The organism is Gilliamella sp. Gris1-4 (assembly GCF_001690335.1).
Classification (GTDB): domain Bacteria; phylum Pseudomonadota; class Gammaproteobacteria; order Enterobacterales; family Orbaceae; genus Gilliamella; species Gilliamella apicola_P.
Genome location: NZ_LZHA01000075.1, coordinates 1 through 16546 on the forward strand (window position 1 = coordinate 1; position 16546 = coordinate 16546).

Genomic DNA, 16546 nt, shown 5'->3' on the forward strand with positions numbered 1-16546 from the left:
GATATCCATTAAAAATACGGGTCGATAATGGGCCAGAATTTACAGGAAAAACCTTTATAAACTGGGCTAAATCACATGATATAACCATTGATTATATCCAGCCCGGTAGCCCTTATCAAAATGGCTTTATTGAACGATTTAATCGTACCTATCGTACTGAAGTACTCGATTTATATCTTTTTAACAACTTAGCACAAGCTAGGAAAATAACCGAAGAATGGCTAACGATTTATAACACCGAAAGACCGCATGAGGCATTAAATAACATGACACCGATTGAGTATAAAACACTAAAACAAGCAGCTTAATTTTCTACGTGAGTTGTGTACTAAGTTTGGGGTATTTACACTCCCAATGTCCTTGCGTTTTCCGGCTTTCTACATAACTTGGACGTTGTTTAATTGACCGTTTATATCGGCGGTCTCCTTCTTTTATACTCGGTGCCTTGCAATGCCGATAAGCTTTGCCTTTTCGTCTTAGATAAGGTTTGAATTGTTCATAGCGCGCTTTATTTTGATAAAGGTAGTTATAGATTGATTGGACGCTGATTTTCTTTAAACGTGCAGCAATCTGCTCTGGGCTGTAATAAAGCATGAGGTATTTTTCAACTTGACGCCATACCGAAGACTCTATTGGCTTACCATTACCGCTGTTTTTTCGCCTTTTCCTAGCGAGTGTTACCGCCTCATGTGCTTGATAGGTTTGATTAGGTTTTGAGTTTCTTTTTATCTCTCGACTTATTGTCGAAGGATGTCTATTGAGTAGCTGGACTATCTCTTTTTTATTCTTTCCTGTTTGTAATAATACGAAAATTTGGTATCGTTCCTTTCTACTTTCTTCACTCCACCGTGTTTAAAATTGCACTTCATGTTTGAACCCAGGAATAAATGAAATTAATGATATGTCCGAGTTAAGAGGAAACTGAGTGGATCCTTCTTAATGTTACTTGTATCATTGAAGATTATAATAACTATAAGAAGGCTTTGTTAGTGATAATTGATTTCTTAAAAGAAGATTTAAAAAATCCAACTTTTATTGAGTATTCATTTTTTATTAATTTTTAAATAAAAATATTAAGTTATTTTTATTCTTCATCTTTAGTTTTTAAAGTAATTAATTTTGTTTTATTAATTCCCGTTTCATAACTATTGTTACTATTATAATAAGTTGCTCTGGCACTGTGTAATATCTGACTATTCAGTGAAATTTTTTTATAGTATTGCTCAAAACGTTGATCATAAGCCCAATCTGGGATATTAGTATAATGATAGTTATAATCTATCCATTTACCTGTGTCGACCTGAAAACCTCCTCTTATCATTTCTATATTGTAAGTGTCGTTCACTTTATCAATGATGATATCGCCAAAGCAAAAAGCACCTTTATTACCAACAAAATATTTTTTACCTTCATTAGTTAATTGATATCTTAATCCTTCAATTTTGGTGGGGGATCTAGGCAGGGTGGTTATATCTGTATTGGCATCATAAAATTGGGCTGTGATGTTTTTGATTTTTAAGAATTTGAGATCGACAAATAGGTCGAGTATTTCAGTTTGTTTATCGAAAAACACATCGTTAGGAAAGATGTTTTGGTTATTTGGCAGGAAATAACATAATGCACGATTATCTTCTCTACTTAAAGTTTCTTGTAGCGATTGCTTATAATCTACATTATTGCAACCAAATAGTAGTAAGCTGAAAGTAGTTATCAGTGGATATTTTAGATTCATGATAATTAATCCCAATAGTTTTTAACAATTAAGCCAATACCACGGCTATAGAGCTTTTTTGTTTGTTCATCATAATAAAACCTTACGGTATCGGTTTTTAATTCATTTTGGGGCATTAATTTGGGGGGTAATTTATCAATAACATATTGATATTCAATTTCAATATAATTGCTATATGGCGTTATTTTGGTTACCGACTTGACAATCACTTTGCCAAAACAAAATCCTGACGAACTCAAGTTAGGCCATTTTCTATAGTATTTTTTGCCTTCTTCGGTAAGGTTATAGATATAAACGATGCGATTTTTATCCATTCCGCTAATTTCAATTTGTTCTGTTAGCAAGCCTGCTTCTGTTAACGTTTGTAATAGGATCAATGTGTCAGAGTCGTATCGTCTGTCAAATATGTAATAAGGCGCAGTCATTACTATTGATATGCATTTTATTGGTTCGCCATTACCGTTTATGGTGTCAAATCGTTGTTGGATTTCGTTTTGCCATTGTTGTTCAGTTAAATTAAAAACCTCGGGCAGTTTTTCGAGTTCGGATTGGCTTTGTTGTGGCGGAGCATCACACGCATTTAGAGTGAGTCCGATTATTGTTACAGCTATTGTGCTGAGAAGATATTTTATTAATTCCATAAGGTTTTTCCCTCTTTTATTGGGTATTGGTTTTCCCTGAAGGAAAATAACTCATGGTAACTATTTAATTCAGTTTGCGTAGGATATCTTTCAAAGAGTGTGGTTATCGGTAGTGGAAAGCAAAATTCTTTATCTAAATAAATAAATTTATTGGCAGATAATGCCGAGTCTTTTATTGATAATTTGCTGCAAGGATAAGTCGAGCTGATATCGGCCTTTTCAAAAACCTTAATGCGATTAAGCCAATCAAATTCCATTGGCTTAAAATCGTTATAATCGTCGTAATAATCGTTTTTAAACACAATGATGTGGTCTTTGGCAAATTTTATATATTCGATAATTTGACTGGTTCTGTTTTGATCGCTTTCTGCTATGTGATATCGATAGCCGAATTTTAAACTTTGGTTTTCAAAATCAAATTCAGGGTCGATTAACCATTCAAATTTTTGATAGTCTTTGTATTCTTTATAATCTTCTATTCTTGAAGAAATTTTTGTTTTTAAATTTTCGATGTTGGTTTTGTCATCAAATAACTTTTTGACTTCAAGTAAGTCAATAAATCCGAGTTTATAAACATTTATACATAATCGGTTTTGATTGTCATAAGCTGGCGCAACAAACCTGTCACAATGTTTTGTGTTAGATGGGTTATATTTTTCACTATATATATATCCTTCAGGTATACTTAGTTCTGCGATACCTTCAATTTTAGTTGTGTTGGGACCTGTAAGATAAATATCACCTTTTTCGAATGTAAATGGATTGGTATTTTTGTTGGATTGAATTTGTGTAAAATAGCGGCTGATTTCGGGAACTTTATCTTTTGGTATTTCAATCGCTTTACTTTCTTGCTCTTTATGTCGATAACTGTTGTCGTTATCGGTTTTTGCTGATTGAATATAACGATCTAAAAGACATTCTCGCTCTAAATCTGTTGGCCAAACTATTTTATTTTCCTTATTTTTTAATACTTTAAAATTACGGTTACAAAAGTTGTATTGTGCCTGACCGACGATATCTTCATAAAATAAAATATTACCATTTATATCCAAAATCGTTAATAACTTTTTTTCATCCTCACTTTGATTTTTGGGTGTGGCTTTTTGGGCATAATAAAGTTTTTCCTTACCAACATCTTTAACTGTATAATAATCATATTCACCAAGTGTTTTACCTTTGATATCAATAAGGTGATATTTTTTAGAATTATAATTATTTTTTACCCAACTTACTGTACCGTATAAAGGAGAAATGCTATCAAACTGATTTTCATAATGCATTTTCCCATCATAATCATAAATTTGATAAACATGATAACCATCTTGATAATTGCCTAGCCAAAAATAACCTGCTGAAAGGTTTTGTGGGATGCAATCAAAATTAGTCGTCCACGCTTTGGAACCAACATCGGTTTCTTTGCCTGTTTTGCTATTAACTAGATATTGGCTGTTATTTTTTTTACATAGCTGCATTATTGTATCGGATGTGATTATTTTGCATTGTGGTTTGGTTTGGGATTGCGTTTTTTGTGTCAGTGTTGTTTTAGGGAGTTTTTTAAAAAATTTACCTTGTAGATTTAAATAGCCTTCATCATATTCTGGGGTAGTTACTTCGGCATAACCGTTAATAAAGGGGCCGATTTTGAGATAATAACGCCCTTTGGGTGTAATTAAATTACCATCGGTATCAATGATAACTGATAAATGTGTATCTTGGTAATAATAGGCTATTCGTTCGGCGCCCAAATAAGTTAAGTTATTTTTGATTTTAAACTTTAATATGTTGCCTTTTTTTTCAAAAGCAAATTTAAAATTATCTATCTTTTTTATATTGCTGTAGAGGAGGTTATTGCTACTGTTGGTTAACTGCACAATCCAATAATGATCTTGGTATTTTATTGAGTCAATTTCTTGGCTGTTATCGATAATAACTGTGCCGTCACGATCAAAAAGTAGATTGTTATAAGTTATATAGCGACTAGCATCATCAGAGAATGCTAAGATTGGGAATAAAATTAAGCTTAAATTTGTTAGATATCGGGCAGATTTTATTATTTTGTTATTCATAATAATTGATTGTTATAAAAATAGGATTGTTTTGCGATTAAATATAAGTCGGTTAAATAGATCCAAATGTTGATTAAGTTGATTATTTACCCAAACTTTTGTTATAGATTGTTTAGAATAGGTTAATTGTTTAGTTTGATAAGGAAATAAGATATTTCCTAAATAAAAACAGATTTGATTATCTTTACTTGGAATCTTTTGAAGATAATATGTCTTTATATTTTCCAATAATGTATTATCAATAGATTTTAGATTTGAATCTTCACAGCCTAATAAAAAAACAAATGCCTTTTTCATTCTTCATTATTGGTCAATTTATTGCAAAATCGATGTTATTTGTCATGGAACTTTTATTATTAGTGTTTATTTAAAATTGACTCACTTTATATGACTTATATTCCATCACATATATCTATTATGCTATAAATTTATACCTATTCCTCGGTTAATTATATAGTGATTAGGATTATAAAATAATTAATTTAATTGAATAAGGTTAGCAGAAATTAACATAATGTAAATAAATTTTTTATAGATAAGTTTCTATTAATTGGAAAGAAGACGCGTTATAAAAATCACTTTGCTCATAGTCAAAAAATAAAGCCTATGCTAGACTGAATCAAACTCTGAAGCTTTTTTACCTAAGTGATATTTTCATATGGTGGATTAGCCGCGGTATAACGCAGAAATGGTTATGCTTCCCGATTTGGATAAGGTGTTTAATGTATATATGCAATTAGTTGATAATTATCAGCGTCGATTTCAATATCTACGTTTGTCGATTACCGAGCTGTGTAATTTTCAGTGTCAGTACTGTTTACCAAGTGGTTATCAGCCTAACAAGGAACATAAATTTTTGTCGCTCAGTGAGATTAATAATGTTGTTGCAACATTTACTGAACTTGGTGTGCGTAAAATTCGGTTAACGGGTGGTGAGCCCACTTTGCGTCGCGATTTTATTGATATCTTATCGCTCATATCTTCCTATCCCAGCGTGAAAGAACTCGCTATTACGACCAATGGTTCGCGTTTATTAAAAAATATTCACCATTGGCATCAAGCTGGTTTAAATGCGATTAATATTAGTATTGATAGTTTTACTCCCCATTTATTTAAATTAATTACTGGTCAAGATAAGCTTAAAGAATTACTGCAGTGTGTTGATAAATCGTTAGAAGTAGGTATAAAAAAAGTCAAAATTAACACTGTTTTGATGAAAAATATGAATGATAATTTAAATGATTATTTGTTATGGATTAAAGATATTCCAGTGGAGTTGCGCTTTATTGAACTTATGGAAACAGGCGAAAGCAATGATGTATTTAATCGTTATCACTTGTCTGGTAGTTTTATTGAAACACAATTAATTGCGCAGGGATGGGAGTTACAACCCAAAAAACCTTTATCAGGTCCTGCTAAGATTTATGTGCACAGCGATTATCAAGGAAAAATTGGTTTGATTATGCCCTATTCAAAAGATTTTTGTAAAAGTTGCAATCGATTACGTGTATCATCTATCGGTAAATTACATTACTGCCTATTTGGTGATGCGGCGGTTGATTTACGTGATTTGTTGGAAAGCTCAGAACAGAAACAACAATTAAAAGCAAGAATTTTTGCTTCATTAATGATTAAACCAGAAAAGCATTTGTTACATGATCATCGTGTAGGGCTCACCCCTAATTTATCTTATATCGGTGGATAATTGGCTGTTCTGTTTTGGGACATTGTCAATTTGCCAATGTTGTATAGCCCAATCTAGTAACTGTTTTTGAGAGGCGTCTTGCCAATCTTCTGGCACATATTGTCCTAGAAACTGTAAAGCCTGGACGGTTAACGCTTTAAAATTGTTTAAATCAATCGGGCTAGCATGATTTTGTTTTGATAGTTTATTGCCATTTTTATCTAATACTAGTGGTAAATGGCTGTAACTTGGCACAGAAAAACCAAGCAGTTGATATAGTGAGATTTGTTTTGCAGTAACAGGTAAAAGATCCGCGCCACGAACTATTTCGGTAATTCCTTGTTCATGATCGTCTAAAACTACCACTAAGTTATAGGCAAATAAGCCGTCTTTGCGGTGAATAATAAAATCTTCTTGCGCACTTGCTTTTTCAACTGTTTGTAAACCACGAATCTGATCTTTAAATTGAAAAATAGGATGATTTTGTTTTAAACGTACAGCAACTTGTTGCTTATTATTGATAGATAAATGTCGTTCACGACAAAAGTTGTCGTAAATACCATTTGTTAGGTTTTGAATTCGTTGTCTAGTACAGTCACAATAATAGGCTTGTTGTTTATCTATAAGTGTTTTTAAAACAGTGTGGTAACGCTCACTGCAAGATGATTGATACAAGACCGTATCATCCCAATATAAATTAAGCGCTTCAAGCGTTTTTAATATAAGTGATGATGCCCCTTTGACTTCTCGTGGTGGGTCGATATCTTCGATACGGACAAGCCATTTACCACGACAAGATTTAGCTTGGAGATAACTACCAAGAGCCGTTACCAACGAACCAAAATGTAATGGCCCTGATGGTGAAGGGGCAAAACGACCGATATAATGCATAGGTCTGATTTGGAATGATAGATAACAGGGATTACATACCCATTTGTTTTTCGCGAAGTTCTGCAAGCGTTTTACAATCAATACATAAATCGGCTGTCGGTCTTGCTTCTAAACGGCGGATTCCAATTTCAACACCACAAGATTCACAATAACCAAAATCGTCTGATTCGATTTTCTTTAACGTTTTTTCAATTTTTTTGATGAGTCTTCTTTCTCTATCTCTAGCGCGTAATTCAAGGCTGAATTCTTCTTCTTGTGTTGCTCGGTCAGCCGGATCTGGGAAGTTTGCTGCTTCATCTTGCATATGCGTAACTGTTTTTCCCATTTCACCTTGTAGCTGAGTTAGCCAAGCTTCTAAAATAAGTTTAAAATGTTTCAATTGCTTAGGGTTCATGTACTCCTCGCCTTTTGCCTCTTTATAAGGCTCAAGCCCAGCAATTGAAAGCAGGCTAAGAGAAGATGTATTTACTTTTTGTTCCTTTTTCACTGCAATCCCCTTAAGTAAAGATTATTTGAAAGCGCTAAACTATAGCAATAATTCAGCCTTTGGCAAATTTTTTTTATCATTTTTATAGTTAAAAAATAGGAAAAATAATACAACTATATGTTATTAATAAAGATAATTAATTATTCCACTTTTTTAACCCATTTTCAGGACATTTAGCTACTAAATCGTACAATTTGTCGTTATCGGGGAAAATAAGTTCAGGACTGATATCAAATAGTGGATAGAGGACAAATTCTCTATTTTTCATATGATAATGAGGGATAGTAAGTCTTTCATTATTAATGACTAAGTCATCATAAAGTAAAATATCTAAATCTAGGGTTCTAGCACCCCAACGATTATCTTTGCGTACGCGTCCTTGTGCTTTTTCAATTGCTTGTAGTTCATCAAGCAATGCTATAGGTGATAAGCTTGTCGTCAGTTTAATTACTGCATTAAGATAATCATTTTGATCTTGTGGCCCTAAGGGCTTACTTCGGTAAAATGGTGAAATATCTACCACTTTTGAGCTAGGCAAACAGCGTAATGATTCAATAGCACGATTAGCTTGTACAAACGGATCTTCAAGGTTGCTCCCTAAAGCAACATAACAAATTGACATAATTAGACTTATTTTTTGTGATGTTAAGTACAATTGAATGGCAATATCTTAGCACATAAAACAATTGCCAAGAATGATTATATAAATAGATTTATGCTCATGACGTTGGTTACAGGCAATTTTAGAAACTATGGCAATAAATTCATAAATAAAAATTAAATATAATTAATATGTTAATGTGTTTTTGTAGTAAAAAACATATTAATTTAAAGGGGGAAGTAAATAGAAACTCCCTTTATTTGAGCGTTTCTATTGTTATGACTGTTTATTATTAAAATTTCTATAGTACTTCAACAATTGATTCGCAAAGTCTGGACATGTTATCTAATGTCATACCAGCCACGTTGATACGTCCTGAGTTTACGATATAGATGCCATAATCATTACGTAATTTTAGTACTTGTTCTTCGTTCAAGCCACTAAACGAAAACATACCATTTTGTTTGGCAATATAACTAAAATCTTGATTTGCACCTTTGTCTTGTAACGTTTTTACAAATAGTTGTCGCATGCGGTGAATACGTTGACGCATACTTGTTAATTCATCGATCCACTCTTCTTTTAATTCTTCATTGTTTAATATATAAGAGACGATTTTAGCACCATGGGCAGGAGGGTTTGAGTAATTAGCTCGAATAATTGTTTTAACTTGACTAAAGGCTCGATCGGCAATTTCAGCATTTGCCGCAATTAATGTAAATGCTCCCACTCGTTCGTTATATAAACCGAAATTTTTAGAATATGAACTTGCAATAAGTAGTTCTGGATGATTATTGGCAAATAACCGTAACCCATAAACGTCTTCTTCTATACCTTGTCCAAAGCCTTGATAAGCTAAATCAAACAGTGGTAACCAACCATTTTTTAAGGCAAGATGCGATATAGCTTGCCATTGTTCTGGGGTTGGATCGATACCCGTTGGGTTATGACAGCATCCATGGAATAATACCGCTTCGCCAGCGGCAACTTGGTTTAAGCTGCTCATCATGGCATCAAAATCAAGAGTGTGCGTTTGTGCACTGTAATAATGGTATTCGCGTACTTCAAGGCCTGCCATTTGGAATACACTACGATGATTTGGCCAAGTTGGATTACTAACCCAAACTCGTTTTATTTTTGTTCGGCGAGCTAAAAAGTCTGCCATAATGCGTAAAGCCCCTGTTCCTCCAGGTGCTTGTGCAGTTCTTGCTCGTTCATTTTCACTACCAAAAAGCAAAGTTTGCGTTGCAATATTGAAGGATTTGAGACCGTCAATAGGAAAGTAACTTTTTGTGGTTTCGTCATTTAGTAACAAATGCCCTGCTTTTCTGACACTTTCTAAAATAGGGGTTTTAGTCGTTTCATCTTTATAAATACCGACACTTAAATTAATTTTATTGGTGCGTTCATCTTTATTATAAAGGTCAGCTAGCCCTAAAATGGGATCGGCTGGCGCAGCTGTCAAATTTTCAAACATAATCCACCTATTTAATTGATTATTATTACTGCATTATATACATATTATTTTGTAAGTTACAATTTCGAATAGGCATACAATAAAACAGATTTTTGTAAACATTTTTTATTTTTAACTTTCTTCTGGTTACTGAAAAACTGTAAGTTGATTAAAAAATGAAATCAAATCATTAGTTAATGTCGTTAATTCTCCTGTAATTAAGTCCTCTTTTACTATTTCACCCGTTAAATTGTTTAATGAAATTATTGTTGTGCAGTCATCCGTCGAGGCTATAAAAATGGTTGGTGTTCGTTTTAATCTTTTTTGTTGGGATAAATGAGCTATTAGGTTTTGTTCTAAAGTTGAAAAATCATCATCATTCCATGCTTGAATTAAGGTTAAATGTGTGTCGGTAAATTTAGCCGTCATATTGCCAGCATATTGTGTACCATAAAAAATGTGGGCAGAGGGGTGCAAAATGATACCGATAACTTGTTCTACAATCGTGAGATCTCTTGGCGGTTCTAGTAAGAATGGTTGCCAAAATACCGTAAGATGTTCAGTTTTTAAAATACAAGGAGAGGGGATGGCATGTAATTCTTCGCTTTGTGGTGCGTATTTGAATTGCTCAATCCAACGAGTAGTGAAATTAAGTAAGGCAATTTTATCGGCAGAGTTCATAAATAGATATATCTCATATTAAATTACAATGTCATTTTATCGTAATTATACTGATTAAGTTATATTATGCATAATTACATCGATGTTTTATTTTTAAGTAATGAGATAATTAGTAAGAAAAATTTTTGTAAAAAAGTTTCCGGTAACTAGGTGTTTTAGTATAAAAATTTAAGCAAATTAAATAAGTTATTTATCATGTGATTAAAGCTAGTTGAATATAGCTAAAAATGAATTCTTAACTGTTTGTAAAATAGACAGTTTAATTTGCTTGCTATCCTTGACCGAAACGTTAATAATAGTGGTGGATAATTTTATCCTTGTAATGCAGCAATGGCGTTAGACATTACAGTTTGTAAAAATAAAATAGCGTAAGTAGAATCATTATAATTAGATAATATGTTTATTTTAAACAATTGCATAAAGATTTAGTTTATTTGCTAAAGCCGGTAAGACACAAAGGTTTGCAAATTAGCCATATTAATAAAGTGTCAATAAATTATACAATTAGGTTTTTTTTAATATTTAGTGCTTTTTAATTTAGCATTTTGCTTAATGTATGATATTGATGTTGTGTAAGCGGTGTCAGGTTCACATAAAATAATAACAAAAATAACATAAATAAAATAATGAATGCTGTATACCAATATTTAGTTAAGTACCAATATTCATCATTGTTAAAATAATCACTTATCAATAATAAGATTCTACCTACTGTTAATTAAAATTAATGAAGAGTGTAGAATAATGAAAAGAATGCTAATCAATGCAACCCAGCAAGAAGAGCTGCGAGTTGCGCTTGTTGATGGTCAACGATTGTATGATTTAGATATCGAAAGCCTTGGACATGAACAGAAGAAAGCGAATATTTATAAAGGTAAAATCACTAAAATCAACCCAAGTTTAGAAGCGGCTTTTGTTTCGTATGGTGGTGAGCGCGATGGTTTTTTACCTTTAAAAGAGATTGCTGAAAGCTATTTCCCATCTAATATTTCTGGCCGCCGTAGTATTAAACATCTACAGGAAGGTCAAGAAGTCCTTATCCAAATTGAAAAAGAGATTCGCGGCAAAAAAGGTGCGGCTTTAACTACCTATATTAGTTTAGCTGGTAGCTATTTGGTATTGATGCCTAATGATCCTCGTGCTGGTGGTGTTTCGCGCCGTATAGAAGGTGAGGAAAGAGCAGATCTTAAACGTATTATTGATGCAATTGAAAAGCCAAAAGGTATGGGCGTTATAGCTAGAACGGCGGGCGTTGGTAAAAGCCAAGAGGAGTTGCAACAAGATTTAGATGCATTAGTTAACTATTGGACAGCAATTCAAAACGAAGCAAAAAAACATCCTGCACCAAGCTTGATTCATAAAGAAAGTGATATCATTACTCGCGCATTTCGTGATTATTTGCGTGATGATGTTGGTGATATTTTAATTGATAATCCTAAAGTGCTTGAAATTGCTAAAAAGCGTTTAACTGATTTGGGACGTGTTGAGTATATCAGTCGCTTAAAGCTTTATGAGGGTGATGTGCCATTATTTAATCATTTCCAAATTGAGGGGCAGATTGAGTCGGCATTCCAGCGAGAAGTTCGCTTACCTTCTGGTGGTTCAATTGTTATTGATGCCACAGAAGCGCTTACAGCAATCGATATTAACTCGGCTAAATCCATTCGTGGTAGTGATATTGAAGAAACAGCATTTAATACTAACCTTGAAGCAGCCGAAGAAATAGCTCGTCAACTACGTTTACGCGATTTAGGTGGTTTGATTGTTATCGATTTTATTGATATGACACCAGTCCGCAATCAGCGTGAGGTAGAAAATCGCTTAAAAGAAGCGATGAAAACCGATCGTGCAAGAATTCAAACTACGCGAATTTCACGCTTTGGTCTACTTGAAATGTCGCGCCAACGTTTAAGCCCATCATTACGTGAAGCAACCCATCATATTTGTCCTCGTTGTCAAGGTACAGGTACAGTTCGGGACAATAATTCATTGTCTTTATCTATTCTTCGATTGATTCAAGAAGAAGCAATGAAAGATAATACAGTACAAATCGATGTCATTGTTCCTGTGCCAATAGCAAGCTATTTACTTAACGAAAAACGTCGTGCTATCACCAATATTGAAAGCATGCATCCTGATGTCAAAATTGTGATTGCTGGCGATGAAGAGATGGAAACCCCATTGTATAAGGTGATTCGTAAGCGTAGAGGTGAAGAAACAGATGTGTTGAGTTATAATCTTCCAAAATTGATTCGTGAACTTGAGGAAGAGGAAGAAGAGCAACAATCTGTTGAAGTTATTGTTGAACAAGCTGTATTATCAGGCCCTAAAGTTGAGGCATGTGCAACACCAAAAGAAAAGGTAGAGTCAAAAACTAAAAAATCAAGTGGTCTGTTTAGTGGGTTATTTGGTAAATTACGTAAACTGTTTGTTACTGAAAAAGTAGAACCTCAGCCAGAAGTTAAAACAAGACCGACCAAAAGACGGGATAATCAACGTTCAAACAATCGACGTCAACGTAATAACCGGAACAACAATGTAGTTAATAATGGTAATGTTGTTGCAGTAGGCAATACTGAGGAGGTTAAAGAATCAAGTCGAAATAATAACCGCAGAGCTAAACAAAATAGTAATTCAAATGCTAATTTGTCAAACTCTGAAAACAATCTTAAGGCAGATAGAGTTGTCGAGGAAGTGGTACAACCAAAACTGCGTGAGGCTAAGCCGAGGCGTCAACAACGAGCATTAACTAAAAGTGTTCGTGTGAAAAATAGTAATGCCACTGCCACGATGCAGACTGAACAAGAACAAGTAATTATTCCTTCTATATTATTACCTGTTATTGTCTCAGAATCAGCTGAGAGCAATATTGTATCGGAAATTCAACCGAAACGTCAGCGCCGTACTTCAAGACATTTACGAATGAATGGCCAACGTAATAAACGCCGTGTTCGGAATGGGGAACTAAAACAGTCTCCAATACCATTACCGTTTGCTGCAGCATCATTAGAATTAGCTTTAGGTCGCGTTGTCGTTGATTACAGTCAAATAACTAATGAAGAGCAAAATAATATGGTACCTGTCATTCCATCACTTTTACTTCCTGTTATTGTTAAAAATGAGGAAGATGTAAATAGTACTGATACTGCTAGTGTTAATGATGTATCAAAAGCTCCGTTATTTGTAAGTGCTCAAGAGGATTTTAAAGTTAGTGAGCAAAATGGTAATGATATTGAGCTGGTAACTAATGATTTACACTCAATAGGTTATTCTTCTTCAGCGATGACTAAAGCACCTGCACCAGAATATGTGACTTATGATGTTGAAATAAGATCGCGTGAAGAATCAGATTATCATTTCGAAGGTAAAGGTAATGCTGGTGGTTTAAGTGCTCAGGATCATGCTTATGCCGCAGCAAGTAAACCGGTAATACCGGATAATCAATAAATAGATTAAAACACGGTGGTGTGCTTATGTCACCGTGTTTTAATTAATTATAATAGCGATAAAGATAAACAATGATTATCTATATTTCCAAAAAAATAGTAACGTTTTTGTTTATTATTTGTGTATTAGCCCAGATTAGTTTTTGTTTAGTTTATTTTAGTCCTCACTCAACATTTAACATTAATAATTTAAGCTTTTTAGATGCTTACAGTGCTTTTTTTAAACAGTTACTACAGGGTCAATTCAGATTATTAACTGGAGAAACCGTACCATTTTTCCATACATTATTGGCTACATTTGAACTGTGTATTCTTGCTTTATTCGTTGCTTTACTGATTGGATTGCCATTGGGAATTTTTCTTGGACTTAGTAATATTCATTGGTTAAATAATATTATCCGTTTAGGATCTTTATCTTTGTATTCTTGCCCTATAGTTATGGTTGTTATTATCGTTATGTATTGGTTATCGCCAACTTGGTCGATATCAATGAATTTTGATGTATCGCCATCAGTAGCTGGAACTTCGTTATTGGACCTTTTGGTTTCATCAAAAATAGATAAATGGCATATGATATTGGGTCAAATTCACTATTTGGTTTTGCCAATCTTTATTTTAGCTATTCAACCAAGCATTATGACTATTCAACTTGTTAGCCAGAATGTAAGAAATATATCACGACAGAATTTTATTAAAATGGCGATTATTCGTGAGCGATCACCGTTTAAAATTTTACGCCGTCATTTATTACCTAATTCCATTCCTGCGACTATTCCACAGCTAACTTATAATACGACAACATTACTGTTTTCAACTATGGTAATTGAAATTTTATTTAATCGAGTAGGATTAGGGCAATGGGTGATGATAGCTTATCACCATCATAATTATTTTGTTATTTCTATTGCTATTTTAGCCTGTGGCACTGTCATAAGTTTATTAACGTTATTGGGCGAAATTTCGGCGGTAGTTATTTATCCTTTGCGTCATAAGGAACATTATGTCTAGACGAGCAAGATTGCTTAAAAATGTTAATTTAAGCTTTAATCGGTTGCATAGTAATCTTTACTTAGTTGTTGGCTTTTATGGCATATTGGCGCTTGCCTTTGTGGCATTATCAACCAAATGGTTCTTTCATGCTCATTTAAACCCTATTTATCCAGTTTCATTACCACCTGCTTGGTGGTCTAATGGTGATATTAATCATATATTAGGTACTAACGATAAAGGACAAGATATTTTTGATTATTTGTTAATTGGTTATCGCTCAACTATGTCAATGACATTAAAGGCGGTTTTTTATGTGGTAGTCATTGGTGGGTTAATCAATTATTTAATGTTTTTTATATCATTTATACGCCCTTTTATATTATTTGTTTTTAAATTTTGTATGGTAATACCACCGTTACTTGGTGTGATTGTGATTAGCTTATTATTAGAAGATGACATTACTAATATTTTATTGGTAATAGGGTTATCTTATATGCCACGCTTTATTTATAATATTCATCAGCGTGCCATCAATGAATGGAATAAAACGTATATTACAGCCTATAGACTTGATGGATTATCTTCCTTTACAATTTTTAATCATTATATTTTACCTAATATTTTACCTATTTATTTGACTGAAATTGTTTCGCTATTTGGTTCGATTATTTTAGCTATTACTACCATAACTTTTTTAGGTTTTGCAAATGATATTTCTCGACCAGATTTAGGTATGATGATGTTTCAAATGAAAGATATCATTGCAACTAATTATTTAGCCTTTTTATCTCCGGGAATTGCGGTTTCTGCTACAATTATTTTGGTTTATTTATTCAATTTTGGATTATATGGCCGTCGAGCAGGAACTTAATTATGGCATTATTAGATATTCGGAATTTAACCATTGAGTTTATTACATCAGATGGCCTTTTGCGCGCAATTGATCGTGTAAATTTAAAGTTGTCAGAAGGTGAGATTCGAGGTTTAGTTGGTGAGTCAGGATCAGGAAAAAGCCTTATCGCTAAAGCTATTTTAGGTGTGACTAATCATAATTGGAAGATTTCAGCTGATCGATTTTATTTTAATGACATTGATTTACTTAAACTCACTCCTAGACAGCGCCGAAAAGTCATTAGTGCTAATATATCGATGATATTCCAAGAACCACAATCTTGCTTAGATCCTTCCATGAAAGTAGGGCAACAGTTAATTAGTGCAATTCCAAGAAGGACATTTAAGGGGCATTGGTGGCAAAGGTTATTTTGGCGTAAACATCGAGCGATTGAGTTATTGCATCGGGTAGGAATTAAGAATCATAAGGAGATATTAAAATCTTATCCGTTTGAATTGACTGAAGGTGAATGTCAAAAAGTCATGATTGCAATTGCGTTGGCTAATCAGCCTAAGCTACTTATTGCTGATGAGCCGACAAATGCGATGGAAGCAACTACTGAAGCACAAATTTTTAGGTTGCTAGCTAGTATGAATCAAAATGTGGGTACCACTATCTTATTTATTAGTCATGATCTGCAAATGGTTACCAGATGGACTGATCGTATCAATGTTTTATATTGTGGACAGACAGTTGAAGTTGCTGATAGTAAAGATTTAATTAAATCGCCTTATCATCCTTATACTCAGGCGCTAATTTATGCAATTCCTGATTTTGGTAAAGCGATGCCGCATAAAAGTCCTTTAAATACTTTACCTGGAGTGATCCCATCATTAGAACACCTACCAATAGGTTGTCGATTAGGGCCTCGTTGTCCATATGCCCAGAAAAAATGTATTTTGGCTCCAGAATTGATACCGATAAAAGATCATTTTGTAGCCTGTCATTTTCCATTAAATACTGATGAGTAGCCATAAAT

The 16546-nt window shown here is 33.5% G+C and carries 14 protein-coding genes, 1 pseudogene and 1 riboswitch; of the genes and pseudogenes, 6 read left to right on the forward strand and 9 right to left on the reverse strand.

Going from position 1 to position 16546, the window contains the following annotated elements; all coding sequences use genetic code 11:
- Window positions 1-308 (forward strand): integrase core domain-containing protein (locus tag A9G31_RS08975; protein WP_141671333.1); only part of this gene is annotated, 308 nt, incomplete at its 5' end.
- Between the two features lie 4 nt (window positions 309-312).
- On the opposite strand, the pseudogene A9G31_RS12255 reads toward A9G31_RS08975, so the two are convergent.
- The 4 genes and pseudogenes from A9G31_RS12255 to A9G31_RS08990 form a co-directional block, all read right to left on the reverse strand.
- A pseudogene (locus A9G31_RS12255) lies at window positions 313-822 on the reverse strand (IS30 family transposase); the annotation flags it as partial.
- 262 nt (window positions 823-1084) lie between these two features.
- Complete coding sequence (locus A9G31_RS08980) at window positions 1085-1732, reverse strand: hypothetical protein (protein ID WP_065561354.1); 648 nt, start codon at window positions 1730-1732, stop codon at window positions 1085-1087.
- Between the two features lie 5 nt (window positions 1733-1737).
- A complete protein-coding gene (locus A9G31_RS08985) occupies window positions 1738-2373 on the reverse strand; it encodes a hypothetical protein (RefSeq protein WP_065561355.1) in 636 nt (211 codons plus the stop codon).
- A complete protein-coding gene (locus A9G31_RS08990) occupies window positions 2364-4439 on the reverse strand; it encodes a hypothetical protein (RefSeq protein WP_065561356.1) in 2076 nt (691 codons plus the stop codon). The genes A9G31_RS08985 and A9G31_RS08990 overlap by 10 nt, the downstream gene beginning before the upstream one ends.
- Before the next feature lie 612 nt (window positions 4440-5051).
- A riboswitch (molybdenum cofactor riboswitch) is annotated at window positions 5052-5173 on the forward strand.
- Here A9G31_RS08990 and moaA point away from each other — a divergent pair.
- Window positions 5170-6144 carry a GTP 3',8-cyclase MoaA gene (gene moaA / locus A9G31_RS09000; RefSeq protein WP_065561358.1) on the forward strand — a complete coding sequence of 325 codons (975 nt, stop codon included), beginning with the start codon at window positions 5170-5172 and terminating at the stop codon, window positions 6142-6144. It overlaps the preceding riboswitch by 4 nt.
- On the opposite strand, the gene gluQRS is transcribed toward moaA, so the two are convergent.
- The 5 genes from gluQRS to syd all read right to left on the reverse strand — a co-directional run bounded on the left by gluQRS (window position 6124) and on the right by syd (window position 10239).
- Complete coding sequence (gluQRS, locus tag A9G31_RS09005; protein WP_065561359.1) at window positions 6124-7014, reverse strand: tRNA glutamyl-Q(34) synthetase GluQRS; 891 nt, start codon at window positions 7012-7014, stop codon at window positions 6124-6126. The genes moaA and gluQRS overlap by 21 nt on opposite strands.
- 31 nt (window positions 7015-7045) lie before the next feature.
- The gene (dksA, locus tag A9G31_RS09010) at window positions 7046-7501 is read right to left on the reverse strand and encodes an RNA polymerase-binding protein DksA (protein WP_034910366.1); all 456 of its coding nucleotides are present in this window, start codon (window positions 7499-7501) and stop codon (window positions 7046-7048) included.
- Window positions 7502-7637: 136 nt separating this feature from the next.
- Window positions 7638-8123 carry a 2-amino-4-hydroxy-6-hydroxymethyldihydropteridine diphosphokinase gene (gene folK, locus A9G31_RS09015; protein ID WP_065561360.1) on the reverse strand — a complete coding sequence of 162 codons (486 nt, stop codon included), beginning with the start codon at window positions 8121-8123 and terminating at the stop codon, window positions 7638-7640.
- A 280-nt stretch (window positions 8124-8403) separates the two neighbouring features.
- On the reverse strand, window positions 8404-9579 hold the full coding sequence (locus tag A9G31_RS09020; RefSeq protein WP_065561361.1) for an amino acid aminotransferase: 1176 nt from the start codon (window positions 9577-9579) through the stop codon (window positions 8404-8406).
- Window positions 9580-9705: 126 nt separating this feature from the next.
- Window positions 9706-10239 carry a SecY-interacting protein gene (gene syd, locus A9G31_RS09025; RefSeq protein ID WP_065561362.1) on the reverse strand — a complete coding sequence of 178 codons (534 nt, stop codon included), beginning with the start codon at window positions 10237-10239 and terminating at the stop codon, window positions 9706-9708.
- Window positions 10240-10983: 744 nt separating this feature from the next.
- Between syd and rne the strand changes: the two genes are divergently transcribed.
- The 4 genes from rne to A9G31_RS09045 all read left to right on the forward strand — a co-directional run bounded on the left by rne (window position 10984) and on the right by A9G31_RS09045 (window position 16538).
- On the forward strand, window positions 10984-13686 hold the full coding sequence (gene rne / locus A9G31_RS09030) for a ribonuclease E (protein WP_065561363.1): 2703 nt from the start codon (window positions 10984-10986) through the stop codon (window positions 13684-13686).
- Window positions 13687-13757: 71 nt separating this feature from the next.
- Window positions 13758-14693, forward strand: a complete 936-nt coding sequence (locus A9G31_RS09035; protein WP_065561364.1) for an ABC transporter permease subunit — start codon at window positions 13758-13760, stop codon at window positions 14691-14693.
- Window positions 14686-15546, forward strand: a complete 861-nt coding sequence (locus A9G31_RS09040) for an ABC transporter permease subunit (RefSeq protein ID WP_065561365.1) — start codon at window positions 14686-14688, stop codon at window positions 15544-15546. Before A9G31_RS09035 ends, A9G31_RS09040 begins: the two co-directional genes overlap by 8 nt.
- Before the next feature lie 2 nt (window positions 15547-15548).
- Entirely contained in the window at window positions 15549-16538 is a 990-nt protein-coding gene (locus tag A9G31_RS09045) for a peptide ABC transporter ATP-binding protein (RefSeq protein ID WP_065561366.1), read from the forward strand.
- Window positions 16539-16546 lie beyond the last annotated feature (8 nt).

Coding starts and splice junctions, on each gene's coding strand:
- folK (WP_065561360.1), bottom strand. CDS start 8,123: ATGTCAATTTGTTATGTTGCTTTAGGGAGCAACCTTGAAGATCCGTTT.
- A9G31_RS09020 (WP_065561361.1), bottom strand. CDS start 9,579: ATGTTTGAAAATTTGACAGCTGCGCCAGCCGATCCCATTTTAGGGCTA.
- syd (WP_065561362.1), bottom strand. CDS start 10,239: ATGAACTCTGCCGATAAAATTGCCTTACTTAATTTCACTACTCGTTGG.
- A9G31_RS09045 (WP_065561366.1), top strand. CDS start 15,549: ATGGCATTATTAGATATTCGGAATTTAACCATTGAGTTTATTACATCA.
- A9G31_RS09040 (WP_065561365.1), top strand. CDS start 14,686: ATGTCTAGACGAGCAAGATTGCTTAAAAATGTTAATTTAAGCTTTAAT.
- gluQRS (WP_065561359.1), bottom strand. CDS start 7,014: ATGCATTATATCGGTCGTTTTGCCCCTTCACCATCAGGGCCATTACAT.
- A9G31_RS08985 (WP_065561355.1), bottom strand. CDS start 2,373: ATGGAATTAATAAAATATCTTCTCAGCACAATAGCTGTAACAATAATC.
- A9G31_RS09035 (WP_065561364.1), top strand. CDS start 13,758: ATGATTATCTATATTTCCAAAAAAATAGTAACGTTTTTGTTTATTATT.
- A9G31_RS08990 (WP_065561356.1), bottom strand. CDS start 4,439: ATGAATAACAAAATAATAAAATCTGCCCGATATCTAACAAATTTAAGC.
- moaA (WP_065561358.1), top strand. CDS start 5,170: ATGCAATTAGTTGATAATTATCAGCGTCGATTTCAATATCTACGTTTG.
- A9G31_RS08980 (WP_065561354.1), bottom strand. CDS start 1,732: ATGAATCTAAAATATCCACTGATAACTACTTTCAGCTTACTACTATTT.
- rne (WP_065561363.1), top strand. CDS start 10,984: ATGAAAAGAATGCTAATCAATGCAACCCAGCAAGAAGAGCTGCGAGTT.